The 20,483-nt window shown below is 45.3% G+C and carries 18 protein-coding genes; 3 read left to right on the top strand and 15 right to left on the bottom strand.

The features are described 5' to 3' along the window. The first annotated feature begins 78 nt into the window (after positions 1 to 78). Entirely contained in the window at positions 79 to 1,764 is a 1,686-nt protein-coding gene (gene treC / locus R7Z10_RS12215) for an alpha,alpha-phosphotrehalase (RefSeq protein WP_033905856.1), read from the top strand. Positions 1,765 to 1,867: 103 nt separating this feature from the next. On the opposite strand, the gene R7Z10_RS12210 is transcribed toward treC, so the two are convergent. The 3 genes from R7Z10_RS12210 to R7Z10_RS12200 all read right to left on the bottom strand — a co-directional run bounded on the left by R7Z10_RS12210 (position 1,868) and on the right by R7Z10_RS12200 (position 5,112). After that, positions 1,868 to 2,767 carry a hypothetical protein gene (locus R7Z10_RS12210; RefSeq protein WP_033905857.1) on the bottom strand — a complete coding sequence of 300 codons (900 nt, stop codon included), beginning with the start codon at positions 2,765 to 2,767 and terminating at the stop codon, positions 1,868 to 1,870. Between the two features lie 131 nt (positions 2,768 to 2,898). Next, positions 2,899 to 4,419, bottom strand: coding sequence for a winged helix-turn-helix domain-containing protein (locus R7Z10_RS12205; RefSeq protein WP_318104957.1), 1,521 nt, complete (start codon positions 4,417 to 4,419; stop codon positions 2,899 to 2,901). A 90-nt stretch (positions 4,420 to 4,509) separates the two neighbouring features. Continuing rightward, entirely contained in the window at positions 4,510 to 5,112 is a 603-nt protein-coding gene (locus R7Z10_RS12200; RefSeq protein ID WP_017635671.1) for a YitT family protein, read from the bottom strand. Positions 5,113 to 5,459: 347 nt separating this feature from the next. Here R7Z10_RS12200 and glyA point away from each other — a divergent pair, with 347 nt between their 5' ends. Next, positions 5,460 to 6,710 carry a serine hydroxymethyltransferase gene (gene glyA, locus R7Z10_RS12195; RefSeq protein WP_005381985.1) on the top strand — a complete coding sequence of 417 codons (1,251 nt, stop codon included), beginning with the start codon at positions 5,460 to 5,462 and terminating at the stop codon, positions 6,708 to 6,710. 461 nt (positions 6,711 to 7,171) lie between these two features. Here the strand turns inward: glyA and lipA are convergent, their stop codons facing one another. The 12 genes from lipA to leuS all read right to left on the bottom strand — a co-directional run bounded on the left by lipA (position 7,172) and on the right by leuS (position 19,705). Further along, entirely contained in the window at positions 7,172 to 8,137 is a 966-nt protein-coding gene (lipA, locus tag R7Z10_RS12190) for a lipoyl synthase (protein WP_005391329.1), read from the bottom strand. Next, positions 8,134 to 8,796: a lipoyl(octanoyl) transferase LipB gene (gene lipB, locus R7Z10_RS12185; protein WP_005384137.1), complete on the bottom strand. Its 663-nt coding sequence runs from the start codon at positions 8,794 to 8,796 to the stop codon at positions 8,134 to 8,136. Before lipB ends, lipA begins: the two co-directional genes overlap by 4 nt. Before the next feature lie 176 nt (positions 8,797 to 8,972). Next, on the bottom strand, positions 8,973 to 9,251 hold the full coding sequence (gene ybeD, locus R7Z10_RS12180; protein WP_005384135.1) for a DUF493 family protein YbeD: 279 nt from the start codon (positions 9,249 to 9,251) through the stop codon (positions 8,973 to 8,975). A 139-nt stretch (positions 9,252 to 9,390) separates the two neighbouring features. Beyond that, the gene (locus tag R7Z10_RS12175) at positions 9,391 to 10,569 is read right to left on the bottom strand and encodes a serine hydrolase (protein ID WP_005384132.1); all 1,179 of its coding nucleotides are present in this window, start codon (positions 10,567 to 10,569) and stop codon (positions 9,391 to 9,393) included. A 91-nt stretch (positions 10,570 to 10,660) separates the two neighbouring features. Next, entirely contained in the window at positions 10,661 to 11,464 is an 804-nt protein-coding gene (locus R7Z10_RS12170) for a septal ring lytic transglycosylase RlpA family protein (RefSeq protein WP_005384131.1), read from the bottom strand. Positions 11,465 to 11,466: 2 nt separating this feature from the next. Next, positions 11,467 to 12,588: a rod shape-determining protein RodA gene (rodA, locus tag R7Z10_RS12165; RefSeq protein ID WP_005384128.1), complete on the bottom strand. Its 1,122-nt coding sequence runs from the start codon at positions 12,586 to 12,588 to the stop codon at positions 11,467 to 11,469. Further along, positions 12,588 to 14,504, bottom strand: coding sequence for a penicillin-binding protein 2 (gene mrdA, locus R7Z10_RS12160; protein WP_005384126.1), 1,917 nt, complete (start codon positions 14,502 to 14,504; stop codon positions 12,588 to 12,590). The genes rodA and mrdA overlap by 1 nt, the downstream gene beginning before the upstream one ends. A gap of 29 nt (positions 14,505 to 14,533) precedes the next feature. Continuing rightward, positions 14,534 to 15,004: a 23S rRNA (pseudouridine(1915)-N(3))-methyltransferase RlmH gene (gene rlmH, locus R7Z10_RS12155; protein ID WP_017821762.1), complete on the bottom strand. Its 471-nt coding sequence runs from the start codon at positions 15,002 to 15,004 to the stop codon at positions 14,534 to 14,536. Between the two features lie 4 nt (positions 15,005 to 15,008). Further along, positions 15,009 to 15,326, bottom strand: coding sequence for a ribosome silencing factor (gene rsfS, locus R7Z10_RS12150; RefSeq protein ID WP_005373015.1), 318 nt, complete (start codon positions 15,324 to 15,326; stop codon positions 15,009 to 15,011). An 88-nt stretch (positions 15,327 to 15,414) separates the two neighbouring features. After that, positions 15,415 to 16,434, bottom strand: a complete 1,020-nt coding sequence (holA, locus tag R7Z10_RS12145; protein ID WP_005384123.1) for a DNA polymerase III subunit delta — start codon at positions 16,432 to 16,434, stop codon at positions 15,415 to 15,417. A gap of 5 nt (positions 16,435 to 16,439) precedes the next feature. Beyond that, entirely contained in the window at positions 16,440 to 16,979 is a 540-nt protein-coding gene (gene lptE / locus R7Z10_RS12140; RefSeq protein WP_005384122.1) for an LPS assembly lipoprotein LptE, read from the bottom strand. Positions 16,980 to 17,131: 152 nt separating this feature from the next. Continuing rightward, positions 17,132 to 19,705 carry a leucine--tRNA ligase gene (gene leuS / locus R7Z10_RS12135; RefSeq protein WP_318104954.1) on the bottom strand — a complete coding sequence of 858 codons (2,574 nt, stop codon included), beginning with the start codon at positions 19,703 to 19,705 and terminating at the stop codon, positions 17,132 to 17,134. Between the two features lie 153 nt (positions 19,706 to 19,858). Here leuS and R7Z10_RS12130 point away from each other — a divergent pair, with 153 nt between their 5' ends. Continuing rightward, positions 19,859 to 20,329, top strand: a complete 471-nt coding sequence (locus tag R7Z10_RS12130) for a zinc ribbon-containing protein (protein WP_005384120.1) — start codon at positions 19,859 to 19,861, stop codon at positions 20,327 to 20,329. Positions 20,330 to 20,483: the final 154 nt, after the last annotated feature.

Here is a 20,483-nt window from a genome sequence, read left to right as displayed (position 1 = left end):
AGGCAGTGACTTGGCTGCCTCCTCCTATTTTTCTTTTCAAATTTTAAGTTTCCGATTACTGGTAAGTGAGTGTTAGAAATGGCTATGACCAAGCATGATGAGAGCTGGTGGAAAACCGCAACCATCTATCAAATTTACCCAAAAAGCTTTTGTGACAGTGGCAGTAAAGGCACGGGCGACATCAAAGGGATCATTTCTAAGCTGGATTATCTTAAGCATCTTGGTGTGGATGCGATTTGGCTGACGCCGGTTTACCAATCGCCAATGATCGACAACGGTTATGACATCTCCGATTACTACTCGATCAATCCACAGTTCGGCACTATGGAAGATTTCGATACTTTGCTAGCAGAAGCGCATCAGTTGGGCATTCGTATCATCATGGACATTGTAGTGAACCACACGTCGACAGAACACAAGTGGTTCCAATCCGCACTGGGTGATAAAAACAGCCCATACCGTGATTACTACATCTGGAAAGATCCGGTAGATGGTGCTGAACCAAACAACTGGCAATCAAAGTTTGGTGGCAACGCTTGGGCGCTGGATGAAAAAACAGGCCAGTACTATTTGCACCTTTTTGCTAAAGAGCAAGCGGACTTAAACTGGGAAAACCCAGTAGTGCGTGAAGAAGTGAAAGAAGTCATCAGCTTCTGGGCAGAAAAAGGAGTGGATGGTTTCCGTCTCGACGTTATCAACCTGATTTCCAAGCAGCAAGATTTTCCAAGTGATGATATTGGTGATGGTCGCCGCTTCTACACCGACGGCCCACGCGTGCACGAATACCTTCAAGAGATTAGCGAATCTGTGTTTCAAAAATACGGCAGCGTGACGGTGGGTGAAATGTCTTCCACCACACTAGAGCACTGCCAGCAATATTCTTCGCTAGACGGCAAAGAGCTATCCATGGTGTTCAACTTCCATCATCTGAAAGTCGATTATCCAAATGGTGAAAAATGGACCAAAGCGCCGTTTGATTTCATTCAGTTAAAACAGATCTTCAATCATTGGCAAACGGGCTTAAATGGCAAAGGGTGGGGGGCGCTGTTCTGGTGTAACCACGACCAGCCACGCGTTGTGAGCCGATTAGGTAACGACGAGCAATACCGTGTTGAATCTGCCAAGATGCTTGCGGCATCAGTGCACATGATGCAAGGCACACCTTATGTTTACCAGGGGGAAGAGATCGGCATGACCAACCCGGGTTATACCGAAATCAGCCAATATCGTGATGTTGAAAGTACTAACATGTACGACATCATGGTCAACCGTGATGGTGTATCTCATGACGATATGATGGCGATCTTGGCACAGAAGTCGCGTGATAATTCACGTACACCAATGCAATGGAACAGTGCAAAACACGCGGGCTTTACTGAGGGAACGCCGTGGCTTGAAGTGGCGCAGAATTACTCTGAAATCAATGCTGAAGCTGCGGTTGCCGATTTGAACTCGGTGTTCTACTTTTACAAGCGTCTGATTGAACTGCGTAAACAGGTTCCAGTCATCACCGATGGCCGTTACGAGGACCTGCTGCCAGAGCACAAACGTATTTTCGCTTACGCTCGTCAGAACGATAAGCAAACGCTGCTGTGTATCAATAACTACTACGCTGAAGAGGTGGAATGCGTTCTGCCAGAACGTTTTGATATGAGTAAGGCGAAAAACTTGCTATCTAACTATCAAAACTCAGCGAGCGCAGTCGCGTCAAACCATCAAGTGTTACGACCTTACGAAACTCGTATTTTATTGATAGAAGAATAAACTCGGGTGTCATCACCCCTAAGATTGATGTTCGAGATGAAGGCTTTGGTGTGCTCCCCAAAGCCTTTTTTATTGAGATGCGAGATACTTGTGGAGTACAGGCTTATTTTGTTTCAATTGCTGTTAGCTGCACTTTCTCTTCGTTGATTTGTACTTGTTGTACTTTCAGCAGTTCAATTTGTTCAATCAGACCTAAGCTCGGGTTAAACCAACGTTCTGCCGAAGTGGCGAACTCCATTGAGTCCATGTCATCACAGTTCAGGTTGTAGATGTTTTCTTCCATCAGGTATGCCGCTTCAATTTTCTTGCCTGAGATCGAGAACGCTTTACGCACGCCAGTCTCTCGGATTTGCTGTTGCCAAACCACTTGGCAAGATGCTGTCATAGGAAGGTTTTGTACCCACTCATGCTCTTCAAAACGGTCTAGTAGGTTGTGAACTGAGTAGCCTGTAAGAGTGGTTTGCAGAGATATAGTTTCTTCACCGATGTCAATATTCGGGCTTTTCTCTTTTACGTCGTCACCGTTTAGGCGGAAAATCGGACCGCTGCGCATAAGCATGGCAATAAACTGATGACCAATGAAATAAGCGTCAGTGATTTCATGGAGTGCACCATCTGATCCTGCAAAGTAAAGCGTATTGCTCTCTTCGTCGTCGTTGTACTGCTCGTCTGAATAGTAGAACTGTTCGGCGCCGTAGTTCACCAAGTCATTAACCAACTGGACCATTGCCTCGCTGTTTGGGATTTGTGCCAATGCTGCCAATATTTGCTCGCGACCCATCGCTTGGAAGCTCAGTTTTATGTCGCCTTCTGGTTGGCCATCCAAGCTAAATGCGTAGTTTAGCTGTGTGCTTGGCGTGGGAGCGAAGATTGAGTTGTGAATCGAGACGTCGAAACTTTCTTGAGGCACTTTGTTTGGATTCGCACTGCCAGAAGACGAACCTCCGCCACAGCCGTAAAGAGCCAGAGTTGCTGCTGCGATAAGCGTCATTTTGTTTAGCATGGTTTACATTCCTGATTGATAAGGCCGCTTCATGTTGGGCCGTTGCTTGAATGCGAGCATGCTAAGTTCAGTGAGAGAAAAAGGGCAAAAAACAAAAGATAATAGGGGTTAATGAAAGCTTAATTTTATATTTAGGTCTTTGTTTTATTTGGGGTTATTTCGTTGGCTACGTTAATGCAATACTCGTTAATGAGCGCTTTCCATCGGCTTATGATTTCTTGATCGGTCACACTAACATGCAACGTTTTCCACGGTTGGAGGCAAGTCTCTTTTGATTCAGATTGAGAAAGACGCTCAAACAAGGTTTCGGAAGGTAAAACGCGCAGCAGCGCCACCAGTGATTCCATGTAGTTGAGACGGAACTGTTCAAGTTTGTTCTGCTTGTAAGCAATGTGAGACACAAAGGTATAAATCAGTGCGTTTTGGATACGTGAGTCGCCATCTGGTGTCGTTAACAGAGCTTTTGCCCTGTCTAAGTTACCTAATTTGAAATGCAATAGACCTAACCAGAGGCTCAGCTCATCTGGCAAAACATCAAACGACGATTGTACTTGAGTTAAATACGCTTCCAGCTTTTGATGTTCGTGCTCGTATAAGGCGAGATGTCTTGCTGTTGTTATAGCCGCAAACTCATCAGATTGTCGGAGAGGTTGGCTAGAAAAGGCATTCTCGAATAACATTTTTTTGTGAATATTCGAAAGCTGCCACGAACTTGCCGAAGGTGCAGGCAGATTGAAGTATTGCGCGACATCCGAGTGCATTTGGAAAATATCCGATTGTAAGGCAGATAAACGCAGTGTGTACTCATTGCGAAACGCCAGCTTGCCCGTCGCAGGATAAATAAGGTTCATCTGCGCTTTCAAGATGCCCTGTTTTGTGCCGTCTTTTAACTCGATATTGAGCTCGTAGTCGCTGGTCTGCATGTTTCGTGCGCCAGGGAAATATGGCGTATGACCGATAGGATCAAGAAAGTAACTGGGAGCATCTTGGTTGGCGATGTCGGTGTATGGATATTCGACCTGTTGTTGCAGCAAGATGGCTTTGACCAGTATGCGGTATTTTCGCGCCTGGGAGCCGATTGAATCGACACGGTTGAGTAGTAGCTCGACTTTGGGAATCAGTAGTTGATGACGTGTTTGTTGTGTTGAGATTTCTTGGCGTTGCCATAACAAGCTTGCGAGTGTCATGCTACATACCGCAAGTATGGCACATAAGCTGTAAGCAAAAATCAGCTTGAAGTTCTTATTCCTCGCAACCTGAGTTGGGATAACGCGTCGATGGCTTTTCGCTGGTGGCACCAAACGAATATTGGCAGGGTTAAGAAAGTAGCCTTTGCGGGGGTAAGTGACTAAAAGCTTAGCGGCATCGTATTCGGGTAAGTACTGCTGTAGCAGGGCACGTAAGGTGCTAATGCGGTTCGTGAGCACATTCTTAGAGATGAACTTGCTCTGCCAAATGGTTTCAATAATGGTGTCAGCAGAGAGTGGGTGGCCAACGCTTGTTAACAGCAGTTCTAATAATTCAATGGTGCGAGGTTCAAGATCAATCGCGATAACATCTTGATGAAGGGTCTGTGTCTTCGGGTTATAGATCAGCTCTCCAATCGCAATACAACTGTGAGTCTGTTTAGCTTGTTGCAGAAAGTCGCGCATACCGTACCGATCTATTTGGAAATCGCGAAGTATTATATAGCGATTGGAGCGCGAAATCTTATAAATCGCGCTTCAATCATTATCAAAAATTTATGAACCGTAGGTCACGGAATAGCGGTGCGGTTTGTGGTTCATCGCTAACACGAGATTGAGTGCAAACGCCCCCAAAATTGAAAGGCCAATCACTTCTGGTGTGACAAAGAAGAATGAAGCAAACAGGATACATGCATCGATTGCCATTTGGCTTTTGCCAACTGAAATGCCAAATTTGTCTTGGATAAACAAACACAGCACGTTAAAGCCACCCAAGCTGGAGCGATGTCGGAATAGGATCAGCATACCGAGCCCCATTAAAAGCCCGCCTGCGACGGCGCAATAAACTTCATTTACCGATTCGAGCGAGATTAGCAAATAAAGATGATCGGCAAAGATAGAAACCAACGCGCCAGAAATGGCACTATTAATGGCGAAATGACGGCCGAAGCGTTTCCATGCTAGTAAGTAAAAAGGACTGTTTGCTAAAAAGTACAGCACACCAAAGGTAAAAGGTGTAAATTGGCTAATAAGCAGAGCCAATCCAGTCGTGCCTCCCGTTAGAAGGTTCGCGGATTGGAGAAAGAAAACGCCTTGAGCTACTAAAAAGGTACCCGTGAGAATCGCTATCCAGTCTTCTTTTAATGAGTGTTTTTCCATCAATATTGCAGTCATTAGTGATAAATAAGGCGTGCATAGTAGTAAAAAGATGATCTTTTCGGTAGCTAGAGGGTAAAATTTACGGTAAACCTATGTAATTGCTGTTTTACAGGGTGTAAAGCACAAATTTGACAGGCAATAGATTGTCGTTATGCGATTGCAATGCTGGCATGATAAACATTGCTTGTCATCATGAAAAAACTGCATGAGAAAAATTGTAAATTTCTCTTTATGACCTAAATCAAATTATGTAGAATGCGCGCCATTAGGGTGACGAAAACGTTTGCGTCGGGTCATTCAACAGTTTTTTTGCAACTTTCAGTACTAATCTGAGTCAGGAGATACAGATGCTTAAGCGTGATATGAACATCGCAGATTACGATGCGGAACTGTTCGCAGCTATCCAGGAAGAAACTCTTCGCCAGGAAGAACACATTGAACTTATCGCTTCTGAAAACTACACAAGCCCACGTGTAATGGAAGCGCAAGGTTCTCAGCTAACGAACAAATACGCTGAAGGCTACCCAGGTAAGCGTTACTACGGCGGTTGTGAGTACGTAGATAAAGCTGAAGCACTAGCAATTGAGCGTGCATGCCAACTATTTGGTTGTGAGTACGCTAACGTACAGCCTCACTCAGGTTCTCAAGCAAACAGCGCAGTTTACATGGCGCTTCTTAACCCTGGCGATACAGTTTTAGGCATGAGCCTAGCGCACGGTGGTCACCTAACTCACGGTTCACCAGTAAACTTCTCGGGTAAGCACTACAACGTTATCCCTTACGGTATCGATGAAGCTGGTCAAATCAACTACGACGAGATGGAACAGCTAGCACTTGAACACAAACCTAAGATGATCATCGGTGGTTTCTCTGCTTACTCGCAAATCGTTGATTGGAAACGCATGCGTGAAATTGCTGACAAAGCAGGTGCTTACTTATTTGTTGATATGGCGCACGTAGCTGGTCTTATCGCTGCCGGTGAATACCCAACACCAGTACCGCATGCTCACGTGGTAACAACAACGACGCACAAAACACTAGCAGGTCCTCGCGGTGGTCTTATCTTGTCAAATGCTGGCGAAGATATGTACAAGAAATTGAACTCAGCAGTGTTCCCTGGTGGTCAAGGTGGCCCTCTAATGCACGTTATCGCTGGTAAAGCAGTAGCGTTCAAAGAAGCGATGGAGCCAGAGTTCAAAGCTTATCAAGCTCGCGTAGTGAAAAACGCAAAAGCAATGGTTGGTCAGTTCCAAGAGCGTGGCTACAAAATCGTATCTAACGGTACAGAAAACCACTTGTTCCTTGTTGACCTAATCGACAAAGATATCACTGGTAAAGACGCAGACGCGGCACTAGGTGCTGCAAACATCACTGTAAACAAGAACTCAGTACCAAATGACCCACGCAGCCCATTCGTAACGTCTGGTATCCGTGTAGGTACGCCAGCGATCACTCGCCGTGGCTTCACTGAAGAAGATGCAAAAGAGCTAGCAAACTGGATGTGTGACGTTCTAGATAACATCGGCAACGAAGAAGTTATCGAAGCGACTAAACAGAAAGTGCTAGAAATTTGTAAGCGTCTACCGGTTTACGCCTAACTGTTCTTCATAGAATGAGTCGATTTCGGTGTCGAACATACTCATTTGCTCGCGTAAACTCCGTGTGTTCTCCTAGAACTCGACTCGTCTATTTTGAACATTGATATACTAAAGGTCCTCAATTGAGGGCCTTTTTTGTTTGTCTGGCGTTTGGAATGAGATATAGCGAGAGTGTGTGATAAGGGGGTGGCTACCAACACTGTCCCTTTTCAATATATCCAAACCACGTCATTCCGACGAGCCTAGGCGAGATCAGGAATCTTGTTGAGGCACACTCTTTTACTCAGAGTTTCCCTAAAAATCATCAGTATTCTGAAAACAGATTCTGAATCACGCTCGTTCCTCGCTGTTCAGAATGACGGTGGTAGAATGGCTTTTTATCATCATTTGCCAGATGCAAAAAAGGTTGGCACTGAGCCAACCTTTCTTTTCAAAACAAGCTTTTCAAAACAAGCGAGAGCTTATTTAATCTCGATACCTTGAGCCTGCATATCGGCATGGTAAGAAGAGCGAACAAATGGACCACACGCTGCATGCGTGAAGCCAAGTTCTAGTGCAACTTCTTTTAGCTCGTCAAACTCTGATGGTGGAACGTAACGTTCTACTGGCAAGTGGTGACGGCTTGGCGCTAGGTACTGGCCTAGAGTCAGCATCGTTACGCCGTGTGCGCGTAGATCTTTCAGTACTTCGATGATTTCTTCTTTGGTTTCACCAAGGCCCATCATCAAACCAGACTTGGTCGGTACATCGGGATGCTGCTCTTTGAACTTCTTAAGGAGCTCAAGTGACCATTTGTAGTTCGCACCTGGGCGAGCTTTACGGTAAAGACGTGGCGCGGTTTCTAAGTTGTGGTTGAAGACATCTGGCGGATTGTCTTTCATTAGATCAAGCGCTACATCCATGCGACCACGGAAGTCAGGAACCAGTGTTTCAATCTTAATATGCGGGTTTAACGCACGGATCTCGCGGTTACAATCGGCAAAGTGTTGTGCACCGCCGTCACGCAGATCGTCACGGTCGACAGAAGTGATTACTACGTATTTCAGCTTCATATCGGCAATGGTTTTCGCCAGTTTTTGAGGCTCTTCTGCTTCCGGTGGTAATGGGCGGCCATGAGCAACGTCACAGAAAGGACAACGACGAGTACAAATAGCACCTAAGATCATGAAGGTTGCTGTACCGTGGTTAAAACATTCCGCTAGGTTCGGGCAAGATGCTTCTTCACATACGGAGTGAAGTTTATTCTTACGCATCGCCGCTTTGATGTCTTGAATTCGTTGGCTGTCGGCTGGTAGCTTGATCTTCATCCAATCAGGCTTACGTAGCACTTCTTTCTGCTCTGTAGGCATGTTCTTTACGGGAATCAATGCCATTTTATCGGCGTCACGATATTTAACGCCTTTTTCCATCTGGATTGGTTTGCTCATGCTTTATTACCTTGAGAAGGTGCTTCTGTGCTGAATTCTACTTGCTCATAATCGAGCAAAGTAACGAGTTCTTCTATTAATTGTTTTTCTACGGCTTCTACATTGTCTGGGCCGCCAAATTGGCTGACCTGAACCATTTCCATACCTTCATAACCACAAGGGTTAATACGCAGAAACGGTGTTAAATCCATATTTACGTTCAAGGCTAAGCCATGAAACGAGCATCCTTTACGAATGCGTAAACCGAGAGAGCATATTTTCTTACCGGCAACGTAGACACCTGGTGCGTCAGGTCGCGCGGCTGAGTCAATATTGTATGCTTTTAGCGTATTGATCACGAGGTTCTCGATTGTGGTAACGAGATCTCGTACACCTAATTTTTTACGGCGTAGGTTGATCAAGAAGTAGGCGACCAACTGACCAGGGCCATGATACGTAACCTGGCCTCCGCGATCACTTTGTACAACAGGAATATCGCCAGTGTTAATCAAGTGCTCAGCTTTACCTGCCTGTCCTTGCGTAAATACTGGGTTATGTTCTACCAACCAGACTTCATCACGGGTTTCTTCTGTGCGTTGGTCGGTGAACTCATGCATCGCCTTCCATACAGGCTCATAGTCTTGGCGGCCAAGTCGTTTTACAACAAGTTGGTGTTGCATGGGAATTCCTGTTGCTAATATATAAAGTTTTTGGATTATAAACCGGATAACCCTGATGCTCTACCGCTGCGTAACAGATTTTTAACTGAAAGCGATGTAAAGCCTCGTTATCTCTTTGATAAATAAAAAGAAAGCAGCCAAGGCTGCTTTCAAAAAAAATTTAATATATCAAAAAATTATAGAACCATGCGTACGATGTCAATTTCACCTAACTCTTTGTACAGTGTCTCAACCTGCTCGATAGAGGTTGCAGTAATGTTGATTGACACAGAGTGGTAGTTGCCCTTAGCACTTGGTTTAACGGTAGGGCTGTAGTCACCTGGAGCATGGCGCTGAATAACTTCAAGAACAAGCTCTGGAAGTTCAGGCTTTGCATGACCCATTACCTTGTAAGTAAATGAACAAGGGAACTCAAGCAGGTCTTTTAATTTTGCATCAGAGTTGATGGTTAGCATATCGATAACTCCAGTAGATATTCGTTGCGGTGCGAAATAGTACAGTCAAATTAGGGGGAACTCAAGACGAGGAGCTCAAACTTAAAAAGCCGCCCATTCAGGCGGCTTTGCGAATAAGTTTGCTACTCTAACGTTCTTTTTAGAAGAAGCTCTTGAATAACAATACGATGTAATCCCACATGCGGCTAAATAGACTACCTTGCTCTACGGTTTCTAGTGCCATTAGTGGGTACTCGGCAATATCTTCACCATCGATCTGATAGTATAGCTTACCAACTACATCACCTTTATTAATTGGGGCTTCTAGCTCTTTTTCAAGGACGAAGCTTGCTTTTAAGTTTTTCGCTTCACCACGCGGTAGTGTTACGTAAGTATCTTGGTCAAGACCCAGTGCTACGGTGTCTTTGTTACCCATCCACACTTTTTCTTCTACGAACGTTTCACCTGCTTTGTGCGGTGCCACTGTTTCGAAGAAACGGAAGCCGTAGCTTAGCAGCTTTTTGCTTTCTGACTTACGAGCATTGGCATCTTTAGTACCCATAACGACCGCAACCAAGCGCATTTGACCTTCAGTTGCTGAACTTACTAGGCTGTAACCCGCATTACTTGTGTGACCCGTTTTGATGCCGTCAACGTTCATGCTCTTATCCCAAAGTAGACCGTTACGGTTGTATTGGGTGATGCCGTTGTAAGTAAATTTCTTCTCTGAGTACACTCGGTACTCATTTGGTACGTCACGGATAAGTGCTTTACCTAGCAGTGCCATGTCGTATGGTGTTGAGTACAATTCTGCGTTATCTAAGCCATGAACGTTGGCAAAGTGCGAGTTAGTCATACCCAATGTGTTGGCCCAAGCGTTCATTAGGTCAACAAACGCATCTTCTGAACCTGCAATATGTTCTGCCATCGCAACACAGGCATCGTTACCTGACTGGACGATGATACCTCGGTTCAGGTCACGTACTTTAACTGTTGTGCCTACTTCAATGAACATCTTTGATGAATCAGGGAAGTTTTTCGCCCACGCATTTTTACTGATGGTGACATCATCATCTTCTGAGATATTACCACGCGCTAGCTCTTGGCCGATTACATAGCTGGTCATCATCTTAGTCAGACTAGCTGGAGACAATTTTGTGTTCATCTCTTTCTCTGCCAGTACTTTACCTGAATGGTAATCCATCAGCACGTAGCCCTTCGCCGCGATTTGAGGGGCATCTGGAACAACGATAGGTGATGCAAGAGCAGATTGAGCGAAAGTTGCAGAAAGGGCAACCGAAGAAACGAGAATAGATTTCACAAACTTATTTTTATTCATGGTAATTCAAATTTTTGGGTTAACTGCAGACATCTTATCAGAATCCCTAGTTATGTAAGAGGGGGATCAAAGAGAAATTCATGACACGAGGTCATTTGGCAGTGTTGTGTTTTTTAATAAATGCAGACGAATAGCCGAGCAACTTTACTTTATCTAATGTGGCTTGCGTCAGGGAATAGTCAGTAAATGGCCCTAACAACAAGCGATAAGACTCTTTCGCACTCTCTAGGAAAGTTTCTGTATCCAATTTTTGACCAAGCTCGGTACCTAAAGTTCGCGCGCGTTCTTCATTTTTTGATGATGCCACTTGAATAACGTACCTAGGGTGCGCTTCTAATGACTTTTTGTCCGTGGGCTGATTGATACTGATCACTTCAATTTCCACGTTCGCGGTGCCTGTTTTTATGACATCTAACTTGTGCGCGGCGGCATAGCTTAAATCAATGATACGACCATCGTGAAAAGGACCTCGGTCATTAACTCGTACTACGGTGGTTTTGCCGTTGTCAGTATTGGTAACTTTTACGTAACTTGGTAACGGTAGCGTTTTATGCGCTGCCGTCATTGAGTACATGTCATAGATTTCGCCATTAGAAGTCAAATGACCTTGGAATTTTTTCCCATACCAAGATGCGCGGCCTTTTTCTTTAAAGCCTTTCGCATTGCGAACTATTTTGTAGTCTTTGCCACGCAAGTGGTAATCTTTGTTCCCACCTAGGCTGTACGGTTCATATTTAGGATGCGCATCCTCGATGTGTTCGACTGAAAGCGGTGTATCCGGTGCAACATCGGATTCGAGTTCGTAACGGCCTTCTTGTTCTTTTTGGCTAGTTGATGAACAGCCTGCCAAAATAAGAGCAGAGAAAACCAAGGAATATAAAGCGCGTTTTTGCATGTCTAGGTCGCCTTAGAGAATGCTTTTCGGTGCGTATGAATCGACATCAGAATACCAAAACCAGCCATCAAGGTTACCATTGATGTGCCGCCATAACTGATGAGTGGCAACGGTACACCTACTACAGGTAGGATGCCACTTACCATGCCAATATTTACAAAAATATACACGAAGAAGCTGAGTACAATACTGCCTGCCATCATTCGTCCAAATGCGGTTTGCGCTTGGCTGGCGAGATATAAACCTCGTCCAATAATAAATAGATAGATGGCTAAAAGGCAAAGGAAGCCAATCATACCCCATTCTTCAGCAATTACTGCAAAGATAAAGTCAGTGTGTCGTTCAGGAAGAAATTCTAGTTGTGACTGCGTACCTTGCAACCAACCTTTGCCGGAAATACCGCCGGAGCCAATCGCAATTTTACTCTGAATAATGTGGTAGCCCGCTCCTAGCGGATCAGACTCCGGGTTAAATAGAGTACGAACTCGCACTTTTTGATACTCTCGCATCAAGAAAAACCACAGAATTGGAATGAAACCACCTAATGCAATCGCAGCACCAGCAATTATTTTCCAGCTAATGCCGGCGAGGAAGATAACAAAAATACCGGAAGCCGCGATCAGGATTGAGGTACCTAAGTCAGGCTGTTTTGCAATGAGAATGGTTGGTAAGCAGACCATAATCAGTGCAACAATGAGTGTTCTTAGCGTTGGTGGGAGGGGCTGTCTACCAACATAGCGAGCTACCATTAATGGCACCGCGAGCTTCAATAGCTCTGACGGTTGAAAGCGCACAAAACCGAGGTTAAGCCAACGCTGCGCGCCTTTCGATGCTTCACCGAAAAACAGCACGCCGAAAAGCAGTATAACGCCACCAACGAACATCAAAGGTGCCAAGCTTTCGTAAGTTCGTGGAGAAAGCTGTGCAAGGACGAGCATCACAACGAGTGAAAGCACCATTCGCATGGCTTGGCGATCCATCATCAGTAAACTTTGGCCACTGGCGCTGTACATGATCACCAGGCCAAACCCCATCAGGGCCAGTATGCCAAGTAGGAGTGGTAAGTCGATATGGAAGCGTTCAAACAGGGCGCGATTTTTACCTGTAGAGGGATCCATCTTCATTACTGTTTTACCTCTTTCTTCGCATTGTTTTCAGGCTCAATTTCTTCTGGACCAAGAACGACTCGGTCAAAAATTTTCCTTACTACTGGGGCACCGTTACTAGAACCACCACCGGCATTTTCTAGTACTACAGTGACGACCACTTTAGGATCATCAAATGGTGCAAAGCCAGTAAATAACGCATGGTCACGTAAGTGCTCGGCGATCTCATCGGCGTTGTACTCTTCGTTTTCACCCAGACCGAAGACCTGTGCAGTACCTGATTTACCCGCTGTTTCATAATTCATTTTGTAGAATGAGCGACGAGCTGTTCCGCGCGTGCCATGGTTTACCCGACGCATGCCTTCTTTCGCCATATCCCAGTACTTTTTAGGCACATTCTTGATTGGTGGGTAAGTCACGTATTCTGTCGTTTGCTGCTCTTCGAAGTCGTTACCATTTTCTATCGTCGCTTTGAGCAAGTGAGGTGCGATCACTTCTCCCTCGTTTACTAATACGGAGGTTGCTTTGGCGATTTGCATTGGTGTTGCTGTCCAATATCCTTGGCCGATACCTACAGGGATCGTATCACCTTTATACCATGGGGTTTTATGGCGAGACATTTTCCAGTCACGAGTCGGCATATTCGCCTTACTTTCTTCGTAGATATCAATGCCAGTGTAATCACCAAAACCGAACATCATCATCCAATTCGAAATACGGTCAATACCCATGTCATAAGCGATTTGATAGTAGAAGGTATCAACAGACTCTTCGATCGACTTAATGATATCGACGCGCCCGTGCCCCCAACGCAACCAGTCACGAAACGGGCGTGTGTTGGAGTTTGGTATGCGCCAATAACCAGGGTCATTTCGTGTGGTGTTAGGTGTGACGACACCTTCTTGCAGCGCGGCTACCGCCATAAATGGTTTGATGGTAGACGCAGGAGGGTAAATGCCAAGTGTAGTGCGGTTGACCAAAGGACGGTTTTTATCGTTCAAAAGGGCGCGATAGTCTTTACCTGAGATTCCGTGCACGAACGAGTTAGGATCGTAGCTAGGGCTCGAAACCATAGCCAGTACGCCGTTGTCTCTAGGATCGATTACTACAGCACTGCCTCGGCGGCCGTCCAATAATTGGTGTACGTACAACTGCAAGTTGATATCAAGGTTTAAAACGATGTCTTTTCCGGGTACAGGTGGAACGTACTTTAAGGTACGAATTACTCGGCCGCGGCTGTTTACCTCGACTTCTTGATATCCGGCTGTACCGTGTAAGAGGTCTTCGTAGTATTTTTCAATACCCAGCTTACCAATGTCGCGAGTGGCTTGATAGTTTGCGTCTTTTTCTTCTCGGATCAGGCGCTGCATGTCGCGATCATTGATTCGAGAAACATACCCAATCACGTGGGTTAAGACTTCGCTGAAAGGGTAGTAGCGCTTTAAGGTCGCACTTATTTCCACACCTGGAAAGCGGTACTGATTGACGGAGAATACCGCTACTTGTTTTTCGTTCAGTTGGGTAAGCAGTGGGACCGATTTAAATCGACGAGTCCGTTTACGCTCGTGGTGGAAACGTTCAATCTGGTCTGGTGTAATTTCCAGAATAGTCTGTAATTCTTGGATGGTTGCATCAATGTCTTTAATTTTTTCTGGGGTCAGTTCTAAGTTAAAGACGGGACGGTTCTCTGCCAGTAAAACGCCATTTCGGTCATAAATTAGACCTCGGTTAGGCGCGATAGGCACTACTTTGATGCGGTTATCGTTCGAGCGGGTTTGATAGTCTTGAAACTGGTTCACCTGAATGTTGTACATGTTGGCAACCAGAGCTCCCATCAAGACAACAATGCCGATAAAAGCAACAATAGCGCGGCTGGCAAACAGACGCGCTTCGGCTTGATAATCTCGGATTTGACTGCGTCGTTTACGAATCATTAACGCTTGGCTCTAAAGTTAAACAACGATTATTCGCGATGATAAGGGTGGTTAGCGGTGATGCTCCACGCTCGGTACAAGCTTTCTGCCATTACGATACGCACTAGAGGGTGGGGTAGCGTTAAGGCAGACAATGACCAGCTTTGGTCTGCTGCAGCTTTGCATGCAGGAGCGAGTCCTTCAGGACCGCCGATTAATATTGATACATCACGGCCATCTAATTTCCAAGCTTCTAACTGCTCAGCGAGTTGAGGAGTGTCCCATTTTTTACCTGGGATATCTAACGTGACGATACGGTTGCCTTTTGGTACCGCCGCGAGCATCGCTTCTCCTTCTTTTTGCAGGATGCGAGCGATATCGGCATTCTTACCACGCTTACCAGCAGAGATTTCAATCAACTCCAACGGCATATCATGCGGGAAACGGCGACGATATTCTTGAAAGCCTTCCTCAACCCATTTTGGCATTTTTGTGCCAACAGCAATTAGTTGAATTTTCAAAAGATTAACCCCAGAGTTTTTCTAGCTGGTAGAGTTCGCGGTGCTCTTCTTGCATCACGTGAAGCATGGCGTCGCCCATATCTAGGACTACCCATTCACCTTCGTTTTCACCTTCCATTCCTAGTGGCTCAAGACCGGCTTTTTTCACTTCTGTTGCAACATGGTCAGCGATGGATGAAACGTGGCGTTTGGATGTACCAGTACAGATGATCATGTAATCTGTCACGCTTGATTTATCTTCCACATTTAGGACGATAATGTCTTCCGCTTTCATGTCGTCGGCTTTATCAGCTAAAAAGTCTTTCAGTTCTTCGCGAAGCACTCGGTTTTCCTCGGTTTGTCTCTTATCTCTAAAGTGTTTTACATTCTTGCTTGCAAAACAGGTCGCGCACTATATCACGCTTTGATTTTTAAATTGCCAGCTTAATATCAGGAGAGCAGGTTTCTAAGCTCAACTGATGAATAGTTGGCCATACAGACTCGTCATACTGAGTTTTGGCTTTTATCTCGGCTTGAGCCAACAAGGAGAGCAATGCACAAATACGACTCGCTGATAAGCGGGTCAGTGCTGCGTTATAGAGTGGACGCTTGTTTTGCCAAACTCGATATTTCTCAAATACCTGGTTCATTCCCATTTGAGTTAAGTCTTGATGCATATTTAAAAGTTGGCTCAACTCTTTTTGTACACTTCGAATCAAGATCACGGTCTCAACCCCTTCCGCCTCAAGTTGGCGAAGAATACGTTGTGCACGGTTTGCTTTACCTGCCAGTAAGGCGTCGATCCAGTTAAAGGTAGTGAAGTGATTATGGCGACTTAGGGCTTCCTCTAAACGTATGATGGTCAGCTCACCATCCGGATAGAGTAGGGCCAATTTCTCTAAGCTTTGTGTCAATGCAAATAGGTTACCTTCATGCCATTGAGCCAACATTTGCAGTGATTGCTGATCGGGTTTTAGTCCCAACGTGCGGCAACGTGTCTGAATGAACATAGGTAGGCGTTGAAGGTCTGGCGACAAGCAGCTTACCCAATCGCCTTTTGAGCTTAATGCTTTGAACCATTTCGCATTTTCTTGGGCTTTGGTCAGTTTGCTACCAACAATGACGAGCATGATGTCATCATGAAGCATATCACACAGTGTTTGCAGCTCTTTGCTGACGGCGGTTGTTACGCCACTTTCAGGAATTTCAAGCTCAATCAATTGACGGTTTGAAAACAGGCTCATCGCTTGGAAACAGTCGTAAACTTGGTTCCAGTCGATGCTAGCATCCACCGCAAAACGGTGTTTTTCCTCAAAACCTTGCTGAAACGCTGCCTTTTGGATTGCTTGGCGGCTTTCTTGAATCAGTAACGGCTCATTACCAAAGATTAAGTAAACCTGTTTAACTTGTTTAGTTAAATGATCCGTTAGCTTATCGGCATAAATTCGCATAGTGACTAAGAGTTTTTGTTCGCTGGCTCAGAGATTTGTCCTGCTTCATATTCGGCACGAATACGGCCCAACTGGCGCATCATCTGTTTTGCAGCTTGCAAGCGCATCTCGTCTTCAATTACGTCACGCTCAACAGATTTTGCAAGTGCGGTCAACGGGTTGTCTAGGTAGTTGCGGTTTACTGTTGTCGTAAAGTTTTTAGAACCATAGCCAGGAATTGTCACACGGTATTTTACTACGTATGTCAGCTCTTTTTCTGCTGCACGGCTATTTTGATAAAGCGATAGTGTACGCTCATCGATTGTCGCTTCCGTCAAATGAAGGTTGGGTACCGTCGATGATGGTTGAACAAGTTCAACTTTGTTCAGTTCGAGTTGAGAGCGAACATAGCGAGTTAATTCACTGTATTCATCGTAGCTGGAGAAAGACATAGTGTGCAGCTCTTCCGGTACGGAATACTCGCCGCGAAGGTGAAAACCACAGGCAGAAAGAAGCCCCGCTAATACCAATACCACTGGTAGTTTAATCAAAGAGAAAAAGCGCATTGATTGTATTCATCCTAAATTGAAGGGGTTATTTACCTTAAACCACTCATGTGAATGGTTTGAGGTAAATAAACAGGGTAGAAAACTACCCTGTTTAATGACTCTTGGTTAACAAATAAGTTCGCTAAACAGAGACAAATTGACAGCTGCGATTAGTTTGCAACGATGTTCAGCAGTTTACCTGGAACGTAAATAACTTTACGAATAGTCAGGCCATCAGTGAACTTAACCACGTTTTCGTCGTTTAGACCAAGCTGTTCGATATCGTCTTTAGAGATATCAGCTGGGACTGTTAGCTTCGCACGTAGCTTACCGTTAACTTGAACAACGATAGTTTTTTCGTCTTCAACTAGCGCTTTTTCGTCAAACGTCGGCCATGCCGCGTTATCAATGTCTGTTTCACCTAGTGCTGCCCATAGCTCGTATGAGATATGCGGAGTGATAGGGTAAAGCATGACAACAATAGCTTTCAGTGCTTCGTCAAGGATTGCACGATCTTGCGCAGATTCTTGAGGCGCTTTCGCTAGTTTGTTCATCAGCTCCATGATCGCTGCGATCGCGGTGTTGAATGTTTGACGACGAGCGATATCGTCCGTCACTTTCGCGATAGTCTTGTGAACGTCGCGGCGAAGTGCTTTTTGATCACCAGAAAGCGCTGAGGTATCTACTGCTTCTGCTGCACCTTTCGCTGTGTGCTCTTTCACTAGTTTCCAAACACGTTTTAGGAAGCGGTTCGCACCTTCTACGCCAGACTCTTGCCATTCAAGTGTCATGTCCGCTGGAGACGCGAACATCATGAATAGACGTACTGTGTCAGCGCCGTACTTGTCTACCATTTCTTGAGGGTCGATACCGTTGTTCTTAGACTTAGACATCTTGATCATGCCTGAGTGCGTTACATCACGACCTTCAGTGTCTTTAGCAGAAGTAATGCGGCCTTTACCATCACGTTCAACGGCTACGTCTGTTGGAGCTACCCACTCTTTGCCGCCTTTCTCGTTCTCGAAGTAGAACGCATCAGCCAGTACCATGCCTTGACACAGTAGTTGCTTGAACGGTTCGTCAGAAGTTACGTAACCCGCATCGCGCAGTAGTTTGTGGAAGAAGCGTGAGTACAGTAGGTGCATACAAGCGTGCTCGATACCACCGATGTATTGATCTACTGGTAGCCAGTAGTTTGCTTTTTCTGGGTCTAGGATGTCGTCCGCTTGTGGTGAACAGTAACGCGCGTAGTACCAAGAAGATTCCATGAACGTATCGAACGTATCTGTCTCACGTAGAGCAGGTTCGCCGTTAAAGGTTGTCTTCGCCCACTCTTTGTCTGCTTTGATTGGGCTAGTGACGCCGTCCATTACCACGTCTTCTGGAAGAATCACTGGTAGTTGGTCAGCAGGTACTGGGTGAACTTCACCGTCTTCAGTCGTTACCATTGGGATTGGTGCGCCCCAGTAACGTTGACGAGATACACCCCAGTCGCGTAGACGGAAGTTTACAGTCTTAGTGCCTTTGCCCTCTGCTTTTAGCTTCGCTGCGATTGCGTCGAATGCCGCTTGGAATTCTAGGCCATCGAATTCACCTGAATCGAACAGCACACCTTTCTCAGTGTATGCTGCTTCAGAGATGTCTAGCTCGCTGCCATCAGCAGGCTTGATAACTGGCACGATGTCTAGACCGTACTTCGTTGCGAACTCGTAGTCACGTTGGTCGTGCGCAGGTACAGCCATTACCGCGCCTGTACCGTAGTCCATCAGAACGAAGTTTGCTACGTATACTGGTACTTCGCGGCCGTTCAATGGATGAATAGCAGTAAGGCCAGTTGCCATACCTTTCTTCTCCATTGTCGCTAGCTCAGCTTCTGCAACCTTGTTGTTCTTACATTCGTCGATAAACGCTGCAAGCTCTGGATTGTTCTCTGCTGCAAGAGCTGCAAGAGGGTGGCCGGCTGCGATACCCACGTAAGTCACACCCATTAGCGTATCTGGACGTGTTGTGTAAACTTCTAGGTCTTGTTGACCCTTAACTTCAAACTTCAGTTCAACACCTTCAGAACGACCAATCCAGTTGCGCTGCATGGTTTTCACCATTTCAGGCCAACCTTCAAGCTTGTCTAAGTCGTCTAGTAGCTCTTGAGCGTACTCAGTGATTTTGATGAACCATTGAGGGATTTCTTTTTGCTCTACAGGCGTATCACAACGCCAGCAACAACCGTCTTCAACCTGCTCGTTTGCAAGAACAGTTTGGTCGTTAGGACACCAGTTAACAGAAGAAGTCTTTTTGTAAACTAAACCTTTCTCGTAAAGTTTAGTGAAGAACTCTTGTTCCCAGCGGTAGTACTCCGGTGTACATGTTGCGAATTCACGGTTCCAATCGTAACCAAAGCCTAGAAGCTTAAGTTGGTTCTTCATGTATTCGATGTTTTCGTAAGTCCAAGGTGCTGGCGCAGTTTTGTTTTTTACTGCTGCGTTTTCTGCAGGTAGACCGAATGCGTCCCAACCGATTGGTTGCATCACGTTTTTGCCTTGTAGGCGTTGGAAACGAGATACTACATCACCGATAGTGTAGTTGCGCACGTGACCCATGTGCAGTCGACCACTTGGGTATGGGAACATGGACAGACAGTAGAATTTTTCTTTATTTGGGTCTTCACTTACAACAAAGGTTTTGTTGTCATCCCAGTGCTTTTGAACTTTTTGTTCAATATCTTGTGGGTTGTATTGTTCTTGCATCGATGGTATCCGTTATCTTGGAATTTGTGAGTTCGGTTAGAACAGACTTAAATAGATCGTCATAGAATACCTAAAGCTAGGGATCACAACAATAGCCAATCTGTACCCATGCGCCCTTAAGTGACGCAGGTAGGAGAAAGATGGAGGTCAGTTATGCCTAAACGTAAAACAGGTTATGAGGAAATGCTCGAGGATGTGATTGAAACCTTGAAGCACAGTCCGGAAGAAGTTAACAAAGCGATTGAGACGTCGGGCAAAGTGGTGGATGCTGCTAATGACTTGACCAAAGATGAATTGGCTTTAATCAAAGCGTACCTTAAAGCAGACTTAAAAGAGTTTTCAGAGAGTTACGAGGATAGCAAAAGCGGTCCGTTTTACTTAACGATTGCGGATTCGATATGGCAAGGGCTGTTAGAGATTACAGACCGAACTAAAGTTGAGTGGGTTGAGTTGTTCGATGACTTAGAGCATCAAGGGCTATATGAAGCAGGAGAGGTGATAGGCTTAGGCACTTTAGTCTGTGATGAGTGTGGTCACAAGACAACGTATAACCACCCAACAGTAATCATTCCGTGTATTAAGTGTAGTCACAAAGGCTTTACTCGTCAGTCATTAAAGCCATAAATGGCGAGTAACGACTGTATAATGCAATGAATAAAAAAGAGGCTTAGTCGCCTCTTTTTTGTCTTTTCTACTTGTGCCGTCCTAAATAAGGTTGACACTTTCCACCCCAAAATTGGAGAGTGTTATGAAATCAACAACTAAAAGAACTCAGCGC

The organism is Vibrio sp. Vb1018, assembly GCF_033338775.1.
GTDB classification, from domain to species: domain Bacteria; phylum Pseudomonadota; class Gammaproteobacteria; order Enterobacterales; family Vibrionaceae; genus Vibrio; species Vibrio alginolyticus.
The sequence above is the reverse complement of the archived record's forward strand: the minus strand, read 5'-3'. Positions and strand labels throughout refer to the sequence as shown.